The organism is Rubeoparvulum massiliense (assembly GCF_001049895.1).
Lineage (GTDB): Bacteria > Bacillota > Bacilli > Rubeoparvulales > Rubeoparvulaceae > Rubeoparvulum > Rubeoparvulum massiliense.
This window is the reverse complement of the sequence record NZ_CVPE01000006.1, coordinates 260692-282972: the sequence shown is the minus strand read 5'-3', so window position 1 is coordinate 282972 and position 22281 is coordinate 260692. Positions and strand designations below refer to the sequence as shown.

At 46.2% G+C, this 22281-nt stretch carries 20 protein-coding genes and 1 riboswitch; of the genes, 1 reads left to right on the top strand and 19 read right to left on the bottom strand.

From position 1 onward, the window contains the following. Nucleotides 1-3: 3 nt before the first annotated feature. The 3 genes from BN1691_RS09165 to BN1691_RS09155 all read right to left on the bottom strand — a co-directional run bounded on the left by BN1691_RS09165 (nt 4) and on the right by BN1691_RS09155 (nt 4046). A complete protein-coding gene (locus BN1691_RS09165) occupies nt 4-1284 on the bottom strand; it encodes a YcaO-like family protein (RefSeq protein WP_048601942.1) in 1281 nt (426 codons plus the stop codon). Nucleotides 1285-1299: 15 nt separating this feature from the next. After that, nucleotides 1300-2457, bottom strand: coding sequence for a TOMM precursor leader peptide-binding protein (locus BN1691_RS09160; protein ID WP_048601941.1), 1158 nt, complete (start codon nt 2455-2457; stop codon nt 1300-1302). A gap of 452 nt (nt 2458-2909) precedes the next feature. After that, nucleotides 2910-4046, bottom strand: coding sequence for a zinc-dependent alcohol dehydrogenase (locus tag BN1691_RS09155; RefSeq protein WP_048601940.1), 1137 nt, complete (start codon nt 4044-4046; stop codon nt 2910-2912). Between the two features lie 169 nt (nt 4047-4215). Here BN1691_RS09155 and BN1691_RS09150 point away from each other — a divergent pair, with 169 nt between their 5' ends. After that, the gene (locus BN1691_RS09150) at nt 4216-4551 is read left to right on the top strand and encodes a hypothetical protein (protein ID WP_048601939.1); all 336 of its coding nucleotides are present in this window, start codon (nt 4216-4218) and stop codon (nt 4549-4551) included. A gap of 83 nt (nt 4552-4634) precedes the next feature. Here the strand turns inward: BN1691_RS09150 and BN1691_RS09145 are convergent, their stop codons facing one another. From BN1691_RS09145 to hutU, 16 genes are all read right to left on the bottom strand, one after another. Continuing rightward, nucleotides 4635-5144 carry a bifunctional adenosylcobinamide kinase/adenosylcobinamide-phosphate guanylyltransferase gene (locus BN1691_RS09145; protein ID WP_048601938.1) on the bottom strand — a complete coding sequence of 170 codons (510 nt, stop codon included), beginning with the start codon at nt 5142-5144 and terminating at the stop codon, nt 4635-4637. Then, nucleotides 5141-5785, bottom strand: a complete 645-nt coding sequence (locus BN1691_RS09140) for a histidine phosphatase family protein (RefSeq protein ID WP_082147099.1) — start codon at nt 5783-5785, stop codon at nt 5141-5143. Before BN1691_RS09140 ends, BN1691_RS09145 begins: the two co-directional genes overlap by 4 nt. Continuing rightward, the gene (gene cobS, locus BN1691_RS09135) at nt 5743-6546 is read right to left on the bottom strand and encodes an adenosylcobinamide-GDP ribazoletransferase (protein WP_048601936.1); all 804 of its coding nucleotides are present in this window, start codon (nt 6544-6546) and stop codon (nt 5743-5745) included. Before cobS ends, BN1691_RS09140 begins: the two co-directional genes overlap by 43 nt. Before the next feature lies 1 nt (nt 6547). After that, nucleotides 6548-7402 (bottom strand): cobyric acid synthase, encoded by an 855-nt coding sequence (locus BN1691_RS09130; RefSeq protein ID WP_053083736.1) that lies wholly within the window; start codon nt 7400-7402, stop codon nt 6548-6550. A gap of 48 nt (nt 7403-7450) precedes the next feature. Continuing rightward, nucleotides 7451-8044 carry a bifunctional adenosylcobinamide kinase/adenosylcobinamide-phosphate guanylyltransferase gene (locus BN1691_RS09125; RefSeq protein WP_048601935.1) on the bottom strand — a complete coding sequence of 198 codons (594 nt, stop codon included), beginning with the start codon at nt 8042-8044 and terminating at the stop codon, nt 7451-7453. Beyond that, complete coding sequence (gene cobD / locus BN1691_RS09120; protein ID WP_048601934.1) at nt 8044-9123, bottom strand: threonine-phosphate decarboxylase CobD; 1080 nt, start codon at nt 9121-9123, stop codon at nt 8044-8046. Before cobD ends, BN1691_RS09125 begins: the two co-directional genes overlap by 1 nt. After that, nucleotides 9110-10087 carry an adenosylcobinamide-phosphate synthase CbiB gene (cbiB, locus tag BN1691_RS09115; RefSeq protein WP_048601933.1) on the bottom strand — a complete coding sequence of 326 codons (978 nt, stop codon included), beginning with the start codon at nt 10085-10087 and terminating at the stop codon, nt 9110-9112. The genes cobD and cbiB overlap by 14 nt, the downstream gene beginning before the upstream one ends. Nucleotides 10088-10096: 9 nt before the next feature. Beyond that, a complete protein-coding gene (locus BN1691_RS09110; protein ID WP_053083735.1) occupies nt 10097-11038 on the bottom strand; it encodes an ABC transporter substrate-binding protein in 942 nt (313 codons plus the stop codon). 17 nt (nt 11039-11055) lie between these two features. Then, nucleotides 11056-11853, bottom strand: coding sequence for an AIR synthase related protein (locus BN1691_RS09105; RefSeq protein WP_048601932.1), 798 nt, complete (start codon nt 11851-11853; stop codon nt 11056-11058). 179 nt (nt 11854-12032) lie between these two features. Next, nucleotides 12033-12232, bottom strand: a riboswitch (cobalamin riboswitch). Between the two features lie 117 nt (nt 12233-12349). Beyond that, nucleotides 12350-13366: an agmatinase family protein gene (locus tag BN1691_RS09100; protein ID WP_048601931.1), complete on the bottom strand. Its 1017-nt coding sequence runs from the start codon at nt 13364-13366 to the stop codon at nt 12350-12352. Next, complete coding sequence (hutI, locus tag BN1691_RS09095) at nt 13360-14649, bottom strand: imidazolonepropionase (protein WP_048601930.1); 1290 nt, start codon at nt 14647-14649, stop codon at nt 13360-13362. Before hutI ends, BN1691_RS09100 begins: the two co-directional genes overlap by 7 nt. Nucleotides 14650-14837: 188 nt before the next feature. Beyond that, nucleotides 14838-16145 (bottom strand): amidohydrolase, encoded by a 1308-nt coding sequence (locus tag BN1691_RS09090; RefSeq protein ID WP_048601929.1) that lies wholly within the window; start codon nt 16143-16145, stop codon nt 14838-14840. Between the two features lie 76 nt (nt 16146-16221). Continuing rightward, on the bottom strand, nt 16222-17523 hold the full coding sequence (locus tag BN1691_RS09085) for an amidohydrolase (RefSeq protein ID WP_147545817.1): 1302 nt from the start codon (nt 17521-17523) through the stop codon (nt 16222-16224). A gap of 1 nt (nt 17524) precedes the next feature. After that, complete coding sequence (locus BN1691_RS09080) at nt 17525-18766, bottom strand: M20 family metallo-hydrolase (protein ID WP_048601927.1); 1242 nt, start codon at nt 18764-18766, stop codon at nt 17525-17527. A gap of 64 nt (nt 18767-18830) precedes the next feature. Then, entirely contained in the window at nt 18831-20090 is a 1260-nt protein-coding gene (dcuC, locus tag BN1691_RS09075; RefSeq protein WP_048601926.1) for a C4-dicarboxylate transporter DcuC, read from the bottom strand. Between the two features lie 507 nt (nt 20091-20597). Continuing rightward, entirely contained in the window at nt 20598-22259 is a 1662-nt protein-coding gene (gene hutU, locus BN1691_RS09070) for a urocanate hydratase (protein ID WP_048601925.1), read from the bottom strand. Between the last annotated feature and the right edge of the window lie 22 nt (nt 22260-22281).

The window sequence follows — 22281 nt, the reverse complement described above, 5'->3', positions numbered from 1 at the left end:
TTTTTATGGGAATGGATGAGGTACAGGATTCAGGGTAGCAAATGTGATAGGTTGCTCCCGTAGACCCAACTCAACAGGTAGATCATAAATACGTTGCGATCCAGCACGAGGTCTACAATGATCATTGGTAATCTCCGTCATCCCTGGAATGATCACTCTCACCACATGTAGCCCTAACTCGGCAATATCTGGTGTTGTTAAATCAACCACATAAAGAGAATAGCCACGTGCTTCTAAATGCTGGACGACCATGGTTAAATCCTCTTTGATGGAACAGGCTTCTTCATGAGGAATCATGACTCTGTCTGTGCATCCATAGGCAAATTGGATCAACTCACAGCGTTCTCGTTTCGTATAAAACTCCACATGGTCTTGGAAATCCTTAAAATCACTATAGTCATCAGCAAATGTCCGATCGATTCCTTGGACAAAATCTCGCTTCCATGAGACCCTTCCCTGTGCCAATTCTAATAAGGTCTTGGTTACAGCATCCTCATAGCGCGTACGAGCAGAGGCTGCGACTAACGTCCCGCCTCGGGGGTCGACCAGCATACCGAAGACTGTATGAACGGGAAGATCTAAGGTATAATCCATCAAATAGTAGTGAAGATTAGCAATCTTAAAGGTCGTTTGATACAATTCTGCAATCCGAGGGTGAGAAGATAAATCGATGACAGGACGTTCTAAGCGGTTAAACCAATGAATGGAGAAAGCATCTCGCTCTATCACTTCATAGATTCCCTTCAATACGGCTTCCTCAAAGCTGGCTGCACAACTCATCCCAGTTGAAATAGAGAACCAAACTAAATCTTCATCCATTTCAAAATACGGGAGATAGACCAACTGGGCAGGGAGATAGACAGATTGTCCCGATTTCCAGTTCACTCCCTCCACCCAACGTAAACGTCGCTCTGTGGTAAACGGAAGAAAAGGAAACGTAGCATTTTGGTACTGCTCCCGATGATAGAGTTGAAACTGTTCCGGATGCACCACAGAAGCCCCTGCTCGCTCCAACTCCAGATAAGTGGCAAAGGTCAGCTTGCTTTTATCATAGATAGCACCACAGTACCGTTCGACTCCTTCACCAATGGCTGAAAAAATCGCTTGATCGCGAGTAAACCCTGCTCCACTACTAAATATGCTATTCCCATTCTTCTGATTAAACAAAGCAGTATTAGCACTCAAGGCACCTGCAACATAGATTTTTGGATCATCTGGTTCAGGTAGCCACTCTAATACTTCTTTAATAATCCCTACTTTTTCATCCACACATTGATACAGCAAGCCCTTTCACTCCCATCATCTTTGGGAGACTGGTTCAGTTTTCTCCCGTTCCTCCTGATATGCATATGGACTCATAAAAGGTTTTACCATTGGTCGATCCTGTCCATGACATGTTGGGCATCGTGGTACCCTCATAATACGGTGGCGTTTCTCCATAGGCTGACGTAAAAGGTGAATATCAAGAGTATGCATATTCGCATCGGGTTCCACGTATAATGTCTCATAATGAACCCACTTAAAAATATCCAGTGCCAACCGTTGACTAAGATAGGAAATAGCCAGCCCATGATATTCGTCTTGTTGGGGTTTTTGCAATAAGCCCTGCTCCACAGCTGCGTCCACTTGAGCTACTTCGAGGTGATGGGTCTGATTACTCTGTAAACGTGTGTAATAGCATTGGTAGCAAGCCGTCTCATGGGGAATAACAAAGGGGCCATAGCCTCCCCCCATCCCATTCACATACCCTGGTAAAAAGGCGGTTTTCATCTCTAGGGCAAGGCGATTTAGTGCTAAGAAGAAGGGAAGATCCTCATAATCCCTTAATGCCACCAGAAGCTTAGATGTTCTTCCGTTTAGCTCCTGCTTTACCATGGCAAAGCACTCTTCTTCTGTAGAGGCCACGCGGATTGAGGAAACCTTGGTATAGTCCATCATTAACTTCTCAATATTCTCTTCTGGTATATTTGTATAGGTTTGATAAAGTGAGATTGCAGGTTGATTTTCAAGCAGATAAATTACTGTTACCTCTGCGTAATTCATCTGTTGTAAATGTCGGGTCACTTCCATAAATAGTAATCCATTGCCCACTAGTAAGATGGGAGCTTTCTGCATCAATTGTTTTTGCTGTAGCACGCCAAGATGCTGAAAGGTTCTTTGGACCATTCCTTGAAAAGTAGGTGCCTCCACGGGCTCAGGACTTACTTCAATCAAATTACGGCTCAGCAATGCTTGGATTGCCTCCTGTAGCTCTTCGCTAGGAATCGCTAAAGCTTCTGCAAGTTCGTTTATACGCTTTCTTCCTGTTAGCTCTGGAAGGAGCGGATGTAAAACGCGTTGAACGCCCTCTCCTTGAAACTGAAAGGATCGCTGTAAACCTCGTATAATCACCTGGTCGTCACGTACCCACAGGTAGGTCACACTATCACGTAACTTTACATAGCTTTGAATTAACACCTTCACCCTCCTAACCCTTCTATCCCCACCTACTCTTAAGAGGGGCGAATCATAACAATTCTTTATAAACGTAATGCTCAATAGAGCAAAGCCAATGACCTATTTGAAGAAACCTCTAAAGCCTCTTATGAGGTTAATTGCTCTAATTAACTACCTGTTGAAGTACAGAAATAGCAGCAGCAACACCAGATTGCGCCTGCTGCCATTGGTGCATCGAACACGGCTGTTTGTGCATTCAATTCGGTTACTTGAAACATGAAGATCCCTCCTCTTAATTTTAATATTGTTAATTTTCTGTATATTTTATGTGTGCCTGCCCCTCTTAAATGGTTTAGGTGGAGATCCCTTGGGATCACCACCTATTTTATTACAGTTCATTCACTTGTCCATCGTTCAATATGCCCATATTTTTCATTTAATTACTGCTAGATATTAAAATAACAGGATGCTATCTATGGATAAAGTAACACTTTAATGCAGCCCTCCAACTTCCCATCGAAGAGGTCATAGGCCCGTTGCGCTTCAGCTAATGGTAAGCGATGTGTAATGATATCTCGCGGATCGATCCGCTCTTTTACTAACATGTCATACAGGATGGGCATAATATGGGGAACCGGTGCTTGCCCCATTCTCAACGTAATATTACGGGAAAAAAAGTCCCCAAGAGGAAAAGCATTATACTTCATTCCATATACGCCTACAATTTGGACTGTTCCCCCTTTACGAACAGCATGGCTTGCAATCTGTAAGGCACTAATGGTTCCACCTTGGAGTCGTAACGCCGTTTGTATGAAATCAAAGGTAGATTTCTTTCCATCCATTCCCACACAATCGATGACCACATCTGCACCACCGTGGGTAAGCTCCTTGAGATATTGCCCTGTTTCTTCAACCTCTGTAAACGGTACCGTTTCCACATGATTGGTGCGCTTAGTATGGTGGAGACGCTCATTCACATAGTCTACAGCGATGACACGCTTCGCACCCTGTAGCCATGCAAATTTTTGAACCAATAGACCCACCGGACCACAGCCTAATACCACCACCGTATCCTTTGCTTTTACATTTGCGTCAGTTACAGCCCAATAAGCTGTGGGCAATATATCAGAAAGAAAAATCAGATGATCATCCTCTAATTCACAATCTGGGGGAATCAAGAAGGGCATGAAATTTCCGAATGGAACACGAAGATATTCTGCCTGTGCCCCTTGATAGCCTCCAAACATTTGGGAATAGCCGAGATAGCCCCCTAATGCACCGTTCGGATTCGACCTGTCACATTGGCTCTCTAACTGATGCTCACAATAGTAACAATGTCCACATGCCACAGTAAACGGGATCACCACCCGATCTCCTCGCTTTACCTTAGATACGTCAGGTCCAATCTCCTCCACAATTCCAATCGGTTCATGGCCAATCACATAGTCTTTAGGCAGATTGGGAATCATGCCATGAAACAGATGGAGATCAGAGCCGCAGATGGCTGTCTGGGTGATTCGAATAATAATATCATCCTTATTTACGATATCGGGATCTGGTACCTCTTTGACTAGAAGCTCCTTCATTCCTTGATAAGTGACCGCCTTCATCTCATCACCTCAAACAAGAATCTCATTGCAGAGATTCTCGAGCTCTCTTCTAACCATTACTCTGTACGATTAAGGAGGATCTCATCCATGTAACTCGTCAACGCATAGATTACTTAAAATTGGTAAAAGTAAACAAGAAAGAATTCTATTCACCAAAGGAGTGTGGACCATGTTCCATCAACAAATTCTCGGTCAAATTCGCCAATGCGAACAAACCATTCAGCAATTAATGCAACAGACACAACAAGCATCGCATATGTACCAATCCATGATCCAACAACAGGTACAAACCATACAAGCCCTTCAAGACTCCCTACAACGGGAGCAGCGGGGAATTCAAGTTGTTGAACAAGCACTACAAGGTCATCAGCTCGCGATGCAACGGATGCAAAGCGCCATGCAGATTTGTAATCAGCTTGAAATTTCCCTCAATCAATCTGTCTCCTCATTGGATGCTATGAATCAAAGCGATTTAGATCAACATCCTTTTTCCAATCCCACTTAAAGAATAAGGGAGAAAGAGCTGCAGATCCACATGCAGTTCTTTCTCCCTTATTGCTACCTATTCAAATGAGCCCTGAAGTCGACTTACTCCGATTTCAATGTGGTTGCAATACCATACCAAATATGATCCACTCGTTCTGCTAGAGCCACAGCATCTTGATAGACCCAGCCAACGAGATCCCGCCAGGCTCGTAGTTCCTTCTCAAGGGGTACCACACCTCTTGTGATATCACTACCAATGATAATGACGGGTCGATATACATCCCCTACTGCAACTTGTCGCTCCAAAGCTCTCCACTGATTGAATAATTCCTGCCAGTATTGACGAAGCTCCTCAAGCTTGCGATCTTCTTCAGCCTGTTTCCTACTTATAAAGCTTAAGAGAATCCACATCTCTAGTCCTTCAATAATAACTGGGCTTGTTGAGCGCGTAATGCGGTTCAGTTCGGACTGCCAATGATCCCACCCTACGAACCAACGGGAATCCTCAATGTCAGACCAGTGCTGCAATGAGGTCGTTGAATCACTCCGAGCAATCCAGGGGACTGGCGTGATCAACGCCACCTTATCAAGAGAAAAATCGTAGTGCTTCAACACCCACTCCCTTTTTCCATTCCAATACCCGCCTGTAACGAAGTGCATTGCCAGCTCCCCCTCCCTTCATACGCAATCGTAAGCCGAAATCCATGGCATGGCGGAAGATCAAGCTGCCAAAAAGGGATGGAAGCAGTGAACTGACTAAGCAGTCGCAATGTACCACCATGGGCGATGAGCATGGCATAGGGCACATGCTGTTCATGCATCTGTACAAGTAGAGCTTCCCAGCCTGTTCTTACCCTTTCCTCAAACGATTGCCAGCTCTCTCCCTCTGGTGGTGTCATACCATATGGATCATCAAGCCAGTGAGAATAGAGAGTGCAAAGCTCGGGGTCAGCCATAATTTCTGCATAAGTTTTCCCTTCCCAACGGCCGAAGTGATACTCACGAAACTGGGGTAAAAGCTCCACCTTCTTCGTAGGAAAGAGAATCTGAGCAGTCTCTCTGGTCCGCTCTAAATCGCTGGTGAAGATCAATCCTGGCTCCATTTGTACCTCAAGTAGCTTCCTGCGGAGGCACTTCACTTCCTCGATACCTTGTAAGCTTAAAGCCTCATCGGTCCAGCCGATATAACGATGCTCAAGATTTCCTTGGGTTACGCCATGACGAAGACAGTCCACAACCATGTGAGAAACCATAGACCGCTCTCCACCCCCTCTACGCTTGCCCCTAATAAATCGCCAGTTAAACCACCAAATTGCTTGAGATACCCGCGATGGAGCAAATATCCGAAAAGATAGGCCATGGGAATGAGTAGCAGTAGCCAGTGATACCATGCATCATTGAATAGGAAAAGGAGAAGTAGCATGAGTAACGAATAGACCAGCCAAATTAATGTAATCCGTTTTGGCGCATGGAGATGAAAAAAATATCCTAAGCCTTCCTGCTTGGCCATCGGTCCTTTAATAAGAAGGTGTAGCATCACGATGCGTGAGCAACAAGGAATCAGCATTAGTACAGCAAATAGCTGTTCTTCTAAGCCAAGCATACTCTCATAGATAAAAAACCAACGCCATAGGATTAAAAAGAGAAATGAGATGACCCCGAAGGCACCAACACGGGAGTCACTCATGATCTCCAGACGCCGTTCCTTTTTGGCATAGGAGAAAAAAGCATCACTCATATCGATCCAGCCATCGAGATGCATCCCACCAGATAAAAAAGCCAATGTGGTAAGGGTGAATAGGGATAAAAAAAGATAGGATATCTGCCACTTGATCAGGAAAATGTAGAGGAAGGCAATCACAACTCCAAAGATAAGACCAAGTAGTGGAACCAGTAGTAGACTTCTGGTCACACGACCTTCCTGAAGAGGTATCGTTTTTCCAAACGGAATGGAAGAGAAAAATTGCATGGTGAGGCACCAGCCATCCCACCAGCGTTGCCATTGTTCCTTCACGTTATTTCGCCCCCTGCCAGCTCTGAAGAATCTGCCAAATCCGCCCCATATCTAGGTGTTGGCATACATGAGTTGTCCAAGCTTCATAAGCAGCTTCCCTACTTTCTCTGCTGCTCTCCTCTATTTTTCGACCATTGGTAGCAAGGGAGTCTTCTGCTGGAATTTCGAGACCCTTTACATAGGGAATGACACCAAGCACCGGAATGCCTATCCGCGCTTCAATCAGCTTAATCCCGTCTTGAAAGAGCTGTAGATCACCACGGAACTTATTAATGATGATCCCTTGCACACGCTTTCGTTCTTCCTTTTCTAGAAGTTCAATGGTTCCCACAATGCTTGCAAAAACACCACCACGTTCAATATCTGCAATGAGGAGAACTGGAACATCAGCCAGCTCTGCCACCTTCATATTGACGAGCTCCCGATCCTTGAGATTTAACTCCACAGGGCTTCCTGCACCCTCTAGCACCAGATAATCCACTTGTTCAGCGAGGCTAGCCATTGCTTGCCGAATCACTTCACAGCCTCGCTCATACCAGTCTAGGCGATAGGACTGACCAGAAACTACGCCGACCTCTTCTCCTCTGCAATATAGGCGGGCTTGCATCTCGCCCTCAGGGACGAGGAGCAGTGGATTCATCTCTACAGTAGGTAGGATCCTTGCTGCTTCAGCTTGCATTGCTTGAGCAGCGCTGATCACCTGATGGCTCCCCATCCTAACAAGATAATTCGACATATTCTGTGATTTGAAGGGTGCTACCCGTACCCCTTGATGACGGAGCCAGCGGCACAGTGCGATGCATAATAAAGACTTCCCTGCATCAGAAGATGTGCCTTGTACCATAATTCCTTTCATCTTCGCTTCCTCCCTACCCAATGTACAGATTTGCTTTCTTATGTCCAATTACCACTTCGTTCGTTGTGGAAGTCCATACTCGATCAAATAAGCCTGATCCGCCATGGCCACGATCTCCTGATGTAAGCGTTGAAGAATTTCAATATAGCATTGTGTCCAAGGATCATAGAGAAACAGCGGTTCATGGGCGATTTCGTTAGAGACTAAGAGACAGGTAGACTGTGTAGCCATCTTCTGCAAGGGCTGAAGAATGTGCAGTCGCATCTGCTCCAATAGAAAATCAACACTTCGGAGTTCTCCGTTTTCTCCGACCATGCTGAAAGCTGGTTGGAATAGTTCATTACTCAACCAGGTGGTTAAACAGTCGATGAGAAGCACATCATCTCTCTCTAGAGCGGGCACCAGCGTCATCATCTGCACAGGCTGTTCCCAAGTCACCCAAGGGTAGCCACTGCCGTGGCGATCCAGTTGATGACGTTCAATCCGTTCCCTCATCTCATCATCGCTTATGTGGCTAGTTGCCAGATAGATCAGCCTCGCTCCACCGCATCGCTCATGCAGATCATCATAGTAGGATCTCGCTAGCCCTTCAGCGAATCGGCTCTTTCCGCTACGTACTCCACCTGTAATGAAAATTAACATCACCTACTCCACTCCTCTAAAACCTGTAGTAAGCGATCATTTTCTTTTCTTCCTTTAATGGCCAAACGAAGATAGCGTCCTTGAAGTGGTGGGAAATTATAGGTATGTCGAGCTACGATGCCATGAAGTGCAAGATGCTTCAATAAGGGTGTCAGGTCTTCTTTTTCCCGTAAGCTTAATAGATAGTAATGGACTACACTAGGTGAGTGATTGAAGCCTAACTTCTCTAATCCAGCGAAGATTCGTCTGCGTTCCCCTTGAACATACTGCTGTGTTTGCAGAACATATTCCTGTTCTTCGAGGAGTTGCTTACCAAGAAAGAGCGCGAGGTGATTCACATTCCAAGGAGGGGTCCAACGACGAAGCCGTGTAATAATCGATGGATTGGCGAATAAAGCCCCTAGGCGTAAGCCAGGAACATGGTACATTTTTGTAAATGAACGAAGCACAATGAGATTGGGATATTGAGTAATCCAAGGAACCAATGAAAAAGGCACATCCTGAAAATCATAAAAGGCCTCATCCACAATAAGAAGAATTCCCCGCTGGGCTGCTGCTTCGACCAGAGCGCACAAGTCTTCTTGAGGGTATGCTACACCCGTTGGATTATTGGGATTGCAGAGGAAAATACCATCAAGAGCCTGTAATTGTTGGAACACCTCGTTCTGATCCCAGCACCAGCCATTCTCCTCATGTAAAAGAAGTGGATGAATTCTTGCATTCACCCCTACTAAGGCTTGCTCATATTCTGAGAAGGTTGGTCGAAGGATACCTACATCGCCATCGGTAAAAAGACGAGCGACCAGATAGATCAATTCAGCGCCACCATTGCCCAGCAGTACCATGGTAGGATCGATACTTTCCACTGCTGCCAGTTTAGCGAGCAGGGATTCTCCATGCTGCTCGGGATATTGAAGAAGATGGCTCCATTCCAACTGTACCACCTCTTGGAGCCATGGTGGTGGGCCCATGGGGTTCAGATTCACACTCATATCGATGATGGTTGCTTCTAGAGGTTGCGAAAGCCCTAATGCCTGATAGATTCCTGCCACCTGGGACCCATGCTCAGGGAAGGACATTAAAAACCCCTCCTAATCCAATAAGGAGTAGCATGGCTAAGGTTGTACGTTCCATAATCTGAATCGCTCCTTCAATCTGCTTGGTTGCTAAAGGATAGAGGGGATCACCCATCCTTGGTCGGTCCTCTGGGATTCCTTGATAATAATTACGACCACCGAGCTGTACACCGAGTATTGCTGCGGTTGTGGCTTCACCAAAGCCACTGTTAGGACTGGGATGCTTCCGTGCATCGCGGCACATCACTCGCCAGGCTTGACGCCAACTGATTCCAACAGCAGGTCGATTTACTGAGAGCATTAATAGAGCAGTTAATCGACTTGGGAGCCAATTGAGAAGATCATCCAGACGAGCAGAGCCCCAGCCAAATGCGAGATAACGCTCATTCCGATACCCTACCATGGCATCACAAGTATTCACCGCACGATAGAGTATCGCTCCGAGTCCACCACCAAAAAATGCGTAGAAGAGTGGTGCAATCACCGCATCACAAGTATTTTCTGCTACCGTTTCCACAGTGCCTCGAACGATTTCGCTTTCACCGAGGTTTGCTGTATCTCGTCCCACAATCTGCCCAAGTGCCTGACGAGCACTGGTGAAGTCTTTCTGTTGTAACGGCTTCGCCACCAATCGTGCTGCATCACCTAAACCCTTCACCGCTATTGTGGACCAAATCAATACTCCTTCAAGAAAATAACCAAGGTATGGATGGAATCCGTACGCTACCCTTACAAGCACGATGACAAGACCTCCCACAATGGTAAGAAGAAGGAGTACCATGAGCACACCTTGGGCCATACGATACCTTCCTCGATTGAGTAAACGATCCCCAAGATAAATCAGCTTCCCCATCCCGACAACGGGATGGGGTAACCAACGGGGATCGCCTAAGATCCGGTCAAGAATATAGGCGAGGATGATAGGAATGATTGTTATTTCTGCATGACCAAAGAATAATCCACTCATTTGCTCAACCTATTCTGTAAATTGGTCAGGATAGAGGATCTGTGCCATGGCTCGTAACCCTTCCACGAGTCGTGGTCCTGGACGGGAGGTTTCGTCGCTGGGTAGAGCATGAATCTGCTTTTGTGCAATGGCTTGAACGCCTTCCCAACCAGCGCGGGTGAGGAGCTGTGTATCCCACTCTGGTACATAATCAGCATAGGTAACCATGATTACACTTGGGTTGGCTGCAATGACATCCTCCTCATTCCATTGGCTCCAGCCTTCTGTTTCACCTGCGATATTCTTTGCATGTAGCATAGTTAACATCTCGTCCATGAAGGTACCTTTCCCTGCAGTATAAAGATCCTGAGAGACTTCAATCCAGACGCTTGGGGCAGCCTTCACATCAGCCACCTTTTCAAGAATTGCATCTACTTCAGTTTGCATCTCCGAAATCAATTGTTCTCCTGCCTCTTCAGTACCGGTAACCTGAGCAATCTGACGAATGGATTCGTATACCTCTGGGAAGGAGGCGGCGGTCTCAATGGATATCACTTGAATGCCTGCTTGACGTATCTGCTCAAGTCCATCCTGTGAGGTTAGAGCTGAAGAAGCCTGAGCCAGTACTAAATCTGGTTGTAATTCCAGAATCGCTTCCACATTGAACTCTCTTCCCCCTACCTTCGTTTTCTCTTGCACTGCTTCTGGATAATTATCATAATCAGATACTCCCACAACAGCATCACCTAAACCTAAAGCAAACAGGATTTCGGTATTGCTAGGCACAAGGGAAACGATCCGTTGTGGCTGTGCTGCAGTCTCTTCCTGTACTTGCTCTTGTACAGGCTCTTGCACTGGTGCCTGTGGTCCTGTAGCTTCATTACCACATCCCACCATCAAGCTGAACATGGCAACAAAGGTAAGTAGTAAAAGGATATTTCTCCGATTCAAATGTTGCATCCAATGTTTCATGATAGATTCCTCCACAATTATAATTTGTTGACAGTAACGTTACTTAATTGACCTACCACATGGATAGGAAGCTGATAACGCTGGCGAAGCGCTGGTAAATCTTGAGCTGCCATACTAAAAACAGCACAGGTAGCAGGACCTGCAGATTTTTTAACATCAATTTCAATAGATTCTGCTGGTAGATACGTTAACTGAGCAGACGCTGCCAACTGTTCAGCCTCAAATTGAATCCCCTTGGACCCAACGGGGAGGAGATCATGTACTACAGGTAAAGAAGCAAGCTCCTGTAGTACTTCGATGGAAATAATCTCTTCATCATCCATCCGTACTTCATCATGGGGACCGCATTTGGGGAGTCCTGCACAGAGGATCAGATCGTCAGTTTGACTTTGACCAGGGCGAAATTGGTCCCGTGGAACAACGCCAAGAACGGTGACACCTAAGGCCGTCTGCTGCGTTGGAATATTCTCCTCTGATGTACCAGTAAACTGCTCATCCTTGACTAAGCCTGCTTTTTGCGAATAAACCTTGATACCTGCAAGGATCTCTTTCCCATAGGGTTCCATCTCCACAGCAAGACAATCGATAACGAGAAAAGGGCGTGCACCACTGGAAATCAATTCCATCAAGGGCACACGTACCGCAAACATCCCTAGAGTGAACGGATCAATTTGTACTACATCAAGAGGCTTACTTCCGATTCCCCCATCAGAATCACAAGCGATGACCAACATTTCCGATTGATTCACTTCTAGCACCGTTAGATCACGTACACGATTTAGTCTTCGAAACCAGCTTGATTCATCTTGATTCATGCCATCCTCACTCCTCTTTCAAAAAAAATACCACCTATCCTCCTCGGATAGGTGGTATTACTGCTGAGATAACGGAAGCCCGTACAATATGTACCTAGGTCGCAACAAGATCGTGAGCTGCTCAAATACATCCTAGTTCAACAAGTATGACCCGCTATCACCTCTCACCCCCCGAAGATGTGAAACGTTAGAGCGAGGCAGGTCTACTGACTTATACGTCATCCTACTTTGGTTCCTTCCCATCATAGCAGCCTATTACTAGACCAACTATCACAGTGGCATCACCATTTCGTCAGCATTTACAGTTGCGGGGACAGCTCTGGTCTTTCACCAGATTCCCTATTAAGCCTGTGCTGGCACCTCATGCTCATTCTCTATTAAATTGATCACATCTGAATCTAGCTCTTATCATACCGAAATTAGATTCGCGTCGCAAGTATAATTGTGAGACCGTCCGGCTTCGACCGCATGATTGATCCAGTTTATCTGCCTCTATTCACGCTGATCCTACCGCTTTGCGACTAATGACACCACTCAAAAAAGTGAGCATAACATGAGCTGCCGTCTTTACGGTTTTTTGTCCCTCATCGCGGAGAGGGTCCAAGCAAACAATATCCATGCCCTTTACCTTTGGGTCTAATCCTGCTAAGCGCACTGCTGCAAAAAGCTCATCGGAGCGCATTCCCCCAGGCGCTGCAGCAGGTGCCGCTGGGCCAAAGGCAAGATCGAGTACATCCATATCCACCGTGAGATAGATGGTATCCACCTGCTGTCGCAAACGTTGAAGTGCTGTTTGGGCTACCTCTTCGATCCCCCGTTTTCTTACTTCATGGAGCGTAATAACTCCAATCTGCTGCTCATCTGCATACTCCTTTAGACTCTTACTATTAAAGAAGCCGTGCAATCCAATATTAACCACATCTTCTCCGCGAATCAGCCCCTTTTCAAGAAGGAAACGAATGGGTGTTCCATTGGTGGGACCATGAGGAACCAAGGAACGAAGGTCAAAGTGGGTATCTAGCTGAAGGATACCGATCCGCTCTTCTGGGTGTGCCTTCTTCCAACCACGTAGCAGCATGGCTGTGATGGAATGATCTCCGCCGATGGCAATGGGGAGAAGTTGCGAATGATGGGTTCGCATAGCAAACATGGCATCCGTTATCCATTGATGGGTCAAAAGAATATCGGTTGCATGCTGCTGAACATCTCCTAGATCCACTACCCGTAAAGGCGTGAGGTCCACGTCCCATTCCACATCATAGGGATAGAAATACTTCCAGGCCCTGCGGAAAGCATCGGGATGCTCACTGGCTGCCGAAGCACTTAGAGAGGAGCGGGAGAGAGGGACACCGAGAATGGTTACATCGTATTGATTCCAATTGGGTTCGGCTGTGCCATGCAGTACAGCCTCTGGCAGCGTGCTAATCCATTCATGTACACGGGGATCGGTAACAGCTGTCTGCGTCCAACGAAATGGCGGTGGTGTGAGGAGTGGATATGGGTAGCTTACCATACTACTTCACCATCCTCTACCACAACCTGACCCTCTTTCATCACCATTGCCACATGATTCATCCCGTAATGATAAAAAAGTTGAAGATAGTCAGATACGGCAAAGAGTACTAGATCCCCCTTCTTTCCTACCTCAATACTGCCGATCTCATAAGCACGGCCAACAGCATGAGCAGCATTGATGGTTACAGCTGTCATACATTCTGCAGGCAACATCCCCATTCCTTGACAGGCTAGATTCATAATCAAGGGAAGATTCACAGTAGGTGATGAGCCTGGGTTAAAATCGGTGGCTAATGCCACTGGAACACCAAGATCGATCATCTGCCGTCCATTGGCCATCGGTGCGCGAAGGAAGAAGGCAGTACCAGGCAACAGCACTGCCAATACCTTGCGTTCTGCCATTCGCTGTAAGCCAGCCTCACTAGCACGAAGTAGGTGATCTGCAGAGATGGCTCCCAATTCTGCAGCGAGCTCTGCTCCGCCAAAAGGTACCAATTCATCCGCATGGAGCTTCGGTTGTAAGCCTAGCTTCTGACCAGCTTCCAAGAGCATACGGGTTTGCTCCTGATTAAAGACCCCAGCTTCACAAAAAACATCCTGAAACTGAGCCAATTTCTCTTCTACAACGGCAGGTAGCATCTGACTGATGATCTCCTGTATATAATCATCAGGTGCTGATGCATACTCTTTCGGAACAGCATGGGCTCCCATGAAGGTGGAGACGATATCGATGGGATGCTCTTGGTGGAGCTGTATAGCAACCTGTAATTGCTTCCGTTCTGTCTCCCAGTTCAGTCCATAGCCACTTTTCGCCTCCACGGTTGTTACACCATGACGTAGAAAAGCATCCAGTCGACCCATGGCTACCTGCTTCAGCTCTTCGAAGGTAGCTCTACGTGTAGCTTCCGCTGTGGCATGAATGCCGCCACCTGCGTTCATAATTTCAAGATAGGTGGCACCCTTTAAGCGTTGCAGAAATTCTCCTTCGCGGCTTCCGCCAAAAACAAGATGTGTATGAGGGTCAATGAAGCCAGGCGTTACCACATGACCAGCAGCATTGATAATCCTCGCTTCCCACATCCGATCGCCATACTTGGGCACTAAATCAGCGTCCCGACCCACCGCCTGAATCATACCATCTTCGATCCATACGCTCCCATCAGCGATCAGTCCTAATTGACTCATCTCGCTTCCTATTCGTGGACCTTTTCCTCCATCAGCCATGGTGATCAATTGAGATGCATGGCGAATCCAAATGGGTTTCTTACTTTTTGCTACCATCTCCCATCCTCCCTAGCCACTTTAATGTTTCCCACCTTATGCATACTTTACCATGTTATTCTCTCCTCGCCTATCATAAAGTCTGGCCTTAAAGAAGCTGATCACATATTCAAAGCAAAAAGCTGACCCAAAGACTTCCCTCTGGATCAGCTTCTTGTAATCGATATTATATACTTACTCCCTAATGCTTACTTCCCAGTATTAGCTAACCGTAGAATCGTTCGAACATTCATCTCAACACCAGTGGTTAGAACTGCTTCATTAATATCGAAATGATGATTATGGTGACCAGCGGGACGATCTGTTCCTAGCATATAGTAGCAAGCCTTCCCTCCGTGAGATTGAACCCTTCTCATAAAGTAAGCAAAATCCTCTGCTCCACCTATGGGGACATAGCGCTTGATTTCATCCAATTCGATTACCTTTTCTGCCTCTTCGTATAGCAATTCAACCATCTCTGGATCAGCATCGCTACTACATGTTCCACCTGCCATGACGATCGTATATGCTACATCGTACATTTGCGCCGCAGATGCGATGATCCGCTTTGCTTCTTCCAACATGTAAGCATCGATCTCACTGGTTTCACCACGAGTTTCAATTTTGAGAAAGGCATTGGGTGGGATTATATTGCGCCCTTGGCCTGCTTGAAGTACTCCTACATTGATCCGCGAGGCCCCTTCGCCATGACGGGAAATAGCATGGAGATTGAGTGCTGCTGTTGCACCGGCTAATAAGGCATTCTTCCCTTCCTGTGGTGCTGCTCCTGCATGGGCAGGTAGGCCAGTAAAGCTCACATCCAGCTTGGTCGTTGCGAGAAAGCGAGTAGCAGCACAAACAAACCCGCCACTCTTCCCACCATTACAGCCAATATGACCACCAAGGATATAATCCACATCGTCGACCACACCTGCTTCCACCATGGCACGGGCACCACGAACACCCTCTTCACCAGGTTGGAAGATGAGCCGAATGGTTCCATGGAGTAAATCTTGATGAGCAGCTAGAATTTCTGCAGTTCCCAATCCCATAGCAACGTGACTATCATGACCACAAGCATGCATGGCCCCTGGATTCTTGGAAGCAAATCCCTCCCGATATGGACGATGCTCATCTGATTCTGCCTCCTGAATATCATTGGAGTCCATATCGAAACGGATAGCGATGACAGGACCAGGTCCACAATTTAATTCCGCAACAATACCAGTCTTTCCTCCTGCCATTTGTGCGATCAATTCTGGGTCAGCACCTTGGGTGATGGCACGCTTCATCTCCTGGTCTAGCTTCTCCTTCGTTGGCACCCCCATCATATCAGCTTCAGAAATCACATCCGCACCAAAACGTACGGAGTAACCCCAGTCTTTTAGACAGTGAATAATCTTCGATGCTGTTCGGAATTCCGTCCAACCTGGCTCAGGATAACGATGAAAATCACGCCGATAATCAATCAGTCGATCTCGTAAATTCTGAATCTCTTCAATAATCTTTTCATCCATGATACTCATCCCTTTCGTCCAGTATAGAATGGAAAAGGCTCAGCTGAAGCGCACCTCAACTGAACCTTTCTCTGCATTATTTTGCTGCCAAACGCAAGACTGTCCGTACATTCATTTCTACACCTGAAATCAGAACACTTTCATCAAAATCAAAGTGATTATCATGGTGTCCTGCAGCACGATCTGCACCGAGCATATAATAGCAACCTTTACCACCATGAGCTTGTACAGTACTCATGAGATGGGCAAAATCCTCTGCTGCGCCTAGTGCTGCATAGTCGATTACATTTTTAATAGCAGGAATATGAGCTGCCTCTTCCTTCATGATTTGGGCAATCTCTAGGTCGCATTCGCCACCGCTAGTACCGCCCACCATCTGCACATCATATTCCACATCATACATGGCAGCTGCAGCAGCGGCGATCCGTTTGCTCTCTTTCACCATATAGGCATCAATTTCACTGGTTTCACCACGGGTTTCAAGTTTCATAAGGGCATTGGGAGGAAGGATGTTCCGACCTTGACCAGCATTTAATACACCTACATTGATCCGAGAGGCGCCTTCACCATGACGGGAAATAGCATGGAGATTGAGTGCTGCACATGCTGCAGCAAGTAAAGCGTTCTTCCCTTCCTGTGGTGCTGCTCCCGCATGGGATGGAACCCCTTTATAGGTCACATCGAGCTTGGTTGTGGCAAGGAACTTACCTGTTGCACAGACGAAGTTACCTGACTCTCCGGCTTTAAAACCAATATGACCACCGAGAATATAGTCCACATCGTCTACCACACCTGCTTCGACCATAGCACGAGCGCCACGTACGCCCTCTTCACCGGGTTGAAAGATCAGACGGATCTTCCCATGAAGCTGATCCTTAAGGGAGGCCAACACTTCTGCAGTTCCTAGACCCATGGTGATGTGACCATCATGACCACAAGCATGCATGGCACCCGGATTTTTTGAGGAGAAGCCTTCTTTATAGGGACGATGCTCTGCAGATTCAATCTCTTGAATTTCATTCGAGTCAATATCAAAACGCAGGGCAATAACAGGTCCTTCTCCACAATCTAATTCTGCCACCAACCCTGTTTTCCCGCCGGCCATTTTGGCTACTAATTCAGGATCTGCACCTTGGGCAATGGCACGTTCCATCTCTTCTTCTAGCTTCTCTTTTGATGGTACTCCCATCATGGCTTCTTCGGCAATGACATCTGCGCCAAAGCGAATTTGGTAACCCCATTCTTGTAAGTAATGAATAATTTTAGAAGTAGTGCGGAATTCTGTCCATGCTGGTTCTGGATATTGGTGAAAATTCCGGCGATACTGAACCAATTTTCCTTCAACATGTGCAAGTTGTTCTTTAATCCGATCTTCCACTTTACTCACCCTCCATCGAAAGTTGATATACCGTATGCAACAAGACATTTGCTCCTAAGGCAATATCCTCTATTGAGGTAAACTCGGCAATGTTATGGCTGATCCCATCCTTACTTGGAACAAAGATCATCCCCACATCAGTGATTGGCACTAGATTCATGGCATCATGACCTGCACCACTATGCATCACATGGTAAGGAAAGTTCAATTTCTCTGTAACAGCTTGTATCGACTGAATGACTCGTGGGGAGAGCTGAACTGGAACCTCATCAGATAGCATTTCATATTTGATTGCCAATTTACGTCGTTGAGCAACCTCGTCTAATTTCTCTAAAGTAAGATGGACTGCTTTCTTTTTTGATTCATAATCAATATCACGAATATCCACCCATAATTGTGCTTCGCCAGGGATTACATTCATTGCACCAGGCTTCACGCTCACATCACCCACGGTACCAACGGTGTGTTCACCCGCTTTGGCTTTCGCAATCTCTTCAATGGCGAGGATCACTTCACAGGCTCCTGCTAATGCATCCTGGCGCATGTTCATCGGTGTATTCCCTGAATGATCGGCTTTCCCTTCAATGGTAATATGCATACGAGTTGGAGCTGCAATGGCTGTGACGATCCCAATCTTCTTATTAAGACGCTCCAAAACGGGACCTTGTTCAATATGCAGTTCAAGGAAAGCGTGGTAGGCACCTGGTGCAAGCTGAACTGATTCCAGCTGATCTGGATGATATCCAGCATTTTTTAATGCTTGATAAAACGAGATTCCTTCTTTATCCACCATTTTGTGCATTTTTTCACTAGTGATCACGCCTTTGAGGGCTTTGCTTCCAATGGTGCTTGCGCGAAAACGGCTTGATTCTTCCGCGGTAAAATTGATGATCTCAATGGGTCTTTCAGTGATAATATCCGCATCATTAAGGGTTCGTATCACCTCAAGGGCGCTCGATACCCCAACGATCCCATCATAGTTACCGCCTTCTGGAACAGTATCTAAGTGGGAGCCCAGCAAGACGGGTGGGAGGTTTTGCTTCCCTTCTCGCCGACCATAGATGTTGCCTACTGCATCGATTCTTACATCGAGGTTGGCCTGCTTCATCGCGTCGATGAGGTAGGTTCTTGCATGCATATCCATGGTTGATAAAGCAAGGCGGGTGACCCCGCCTTGTGGAAGTTTACCAAATTGAGCAATCTGCTCTAGGTCGTTATAAAGTCGATCTTTCTCTATATTCATGAATGTGATCCTCCTATTATGCTTCCTCGTCGATTCATGTTGTCAATCTGGGTGTGAAGAAGTATTAAAGAAGGATGATCATCGAGACGATGGTAGCAATAATCATCCCAGGAGCGTTCCGTTTTGCCAATTCCATGGGGTTCACATTTGCGATACCAGCACAGACGATAGCAGCACCAGCAATTGGGGACATGGAACGACCAAGGGCTCCACCTAAGGCAGCCATAGCACCCATGTTCGCAATTGGAACACCGAACTGTTCAGCAAATGGAGTAACCGCTTCATTGAAGGCGAAGGTTGCCGCATCACCAGAACCGCAGACTACAGCGAGAAGGAAAGGACCAAATGCTGCACAGATATTTACAATTGCTGGTGAATTGGTCATGGCATTGATGAAAGCATCGATTAAGCCAACTGCATTCATCCCTGCAACGAAAACGGAAGCTGTAATGATGATACCCATTACGTTAGCATATGCTTTACCCATCCCGTTAAAGAACTCTTGAGTTAGCTTGGTTGGGCTCTTCCGTGTAACAATCAATGCAATTAAAGCACCGATTAACATAGCATGAGGTACACCCATTTCAAGGGCAGGAACCACAGTAGAACCAAGAACTAATAGGACTACAGGTAAGACAGGTACAATAGCATAAAGTAGATTTACTTTACCGAATGCTTCAGCATTTTCCATGGTGTCTGGAACATAGCCTTTATGCTCTTTTGTAACAATAGCTACGATAAAAAGTACAATTGCAGCAATAATCCCAGATGATATGGTTGCAACGGAGTGGACAGAGATCACATCCATCGATTCGATACCAGCCAGTTCACCGACGAAAGGATTGTGGGCATTCCCTGGATTCAACATACTACCGAATGTACCGGCAAAAACAGCAGCAGCAGCAGTAGCAGGATGAACGCCAGCAGCCATTAAGATAGGAATAAAGATGGCACCTACTGCAGCAGCAGTACCAGCAGCACTAGGTAGGGCAATGTTAATTAAGAAGGTTAAGATCACAGCAGTTGGAATTAAGAATCCGCCAACCTTCTTTAATCCACCACCAATTAAATGGACCATATGTTTATCACATTCTGTGTATTTCATAACAAACGCAAAACCCATTACGGATAAGATTGCTTGGATAAGACCAGCAGCTGTCATTCTTGAAGCAAATGCATCAAAGGCTGCCATCGGCTGACCTGCAAGAATGCACATGAGTAAACCAGATGCAAATAAAACCATTCTTGCTTCGACCCGTTTGATGAGGAAGTAAATTGTACCAATAATGACTATGATACCGAGGACGATATATAGCGTACTCATTGATGTTCCCTCCTTTGGTTATGCATGCTCATGTTGCGAAATCTGATTTGTTATCTTTTTCACATTCTGCGTTGCTATGATCCAGTTAATTACGCCTCCCGTCTCTTAATGAATGCACAGAAATGAATGGGAAATCAATGAAACGATTATTCATTTCATATGCTTAACTCAATTATCCCAACCATGCCAACTGTATTCAACCAACCTTCGTTGAATATTTTGCTAGTATTTTGTGAAAAGTTTCGCTTATCAAGCGTTGATGTTTTACTTTCATATTTTACTGCACATCTCTCTATTTTTAATAAATGCATCGTGAATTGAAAGAAGATTCACCCTAGAGTATCCCTTAATTTCTCCATGTTTGGTTGATCAGCTTGCGCTATCATTCCCCACTTGTAGCGTAACTTGACATTACCTTTTTATGTAACTAGCCTCTATTTATGAGAGCGCTTTCTAGGATGAATCTCCTACAACTCACAGCACATTGGTTCTCATTGATCCGGATGATTATGAGTGTTGCATCGGAATTTTTATGCCAAATTGAGCTGCTGTTGCATACGCCTTTTCATACCCTGCATCTACATGTCGGATCACACCCATCCCGGGATCGCTGGTTAGAACACGGTCAATTCGCTCTGCTGCTTCTGGAGTTCCATCAGCCACAATTACCATACCAGCATGGAGAGAGTACCCCATTCCCACACCACCGCCATGATGAATGGAGACCCAGCTCGCTCCACCAACACTGTTGATTAAGGCATTGAGCAGAGGCCAGTCAGCGACAGCATCACTACCATCTCGCATTCCTTCTGTTTCTCGATTAGGTGAGGCCACAGAGCCTGCATCGAGATGATCGCGTCCAATCACGATAGGTGCCTTCAGCTCTCCATTAGCTACCAGCTCGTTTAGACGCAAGCCAAATTGAGCTCTTTCCCCATAGCCGAGCCAAGCGATCCGAGCAGGTAAGCCTTGAAAATGGATCTTTTCTTGAGCAAGTTGAATCCAGCGACAGAGCTGATGATGATGGGGAAACTCTTCGAGAATTAAGCGATCCGTTCGATAGATGTCCTCAGGATCCCCTGATAATGCGACCCAACGGAAAGGACCTTTCCCTTCGCAGAAAAGAGGACGAATATATGCAGGAACAAAGCCGGGAAAAGAGAATGCCTCTTCAATTCCTTCGTCATAAGCCACCTGTCGAATATTATTCCCGTAGTCAAAGGTGATGGCACCCCGTTCTTTCAGCGCCACCATGGCCTTCACATGCTGTGCAATGGCTTTCTTAGCAAGCTGTTCATATTGTGTAGAATTCTGCTGCCTTGCGAGGAGCGCTTCATCGCTACGAAATCCTGGTGGAATATAACCATTTAGTGGATCATGTGCTGAGGTTTGATCCGTGAGGATATCCGGCGTCCAGCCTTGGCTTAAAAATTGGGGAAGTAGCTCAGCAGCATTTCCCAGTAGACCAATGGAGAGCGGCTTACGTTCTTGTTTAGCAGCTTCTGCAAGCCGTAAAGCATCCGCCACATCCTCAATCAGTAGGTCGACATAGCCTGTAGCGAGACGACGCTCGATTCTTTTGCGATCTACTTCAATGGCAATACAGACACCTTCATTCATGGTAACTGCTAGAGGCTGTGCACCACCCATACCCCCTAAGCCGGCAGTTAAAGTGATTGTACCTGCTAGTGACCCGTTGAAGTGCTGCCGTGCTACCTCAGCAAAGGTCTCATATGTACCTTGAACAATCCCTTGACTACCAATATAAATCCAGCTACCTGCAGTCATCTGACCATACATCATTAATCCCTTTTTTTCGAGCTCGCGAAAATGCTCCCAATTGGCCCAACGAGGAACGAGATTGGAATTGGCTAGTAAAACACGCGGAGCATTTTCATGAGTACGAAAGATTCCCACTGGCTTTCCGGATTGAATTAAAAGGGTTTCATCATTCTCTAGATCAAGTAAGCTCTGCACGATAGCATCAAAGCATTCCCAATCTCTTGCTGCTTTACCGATTCCACCATATACTACTAATTGATCAGGAGCTTCTGCTACATCAGGATGGAGATTATTGTATAGCATTCGAAGGGCAGCTTCTTGAATCCATCCTTTTGCATGGAGTGTGTTACCCAAGTATTGAGGAATATGACGCTTCATCTCTTCCATTGGCAACATCCTTTCTTACCTT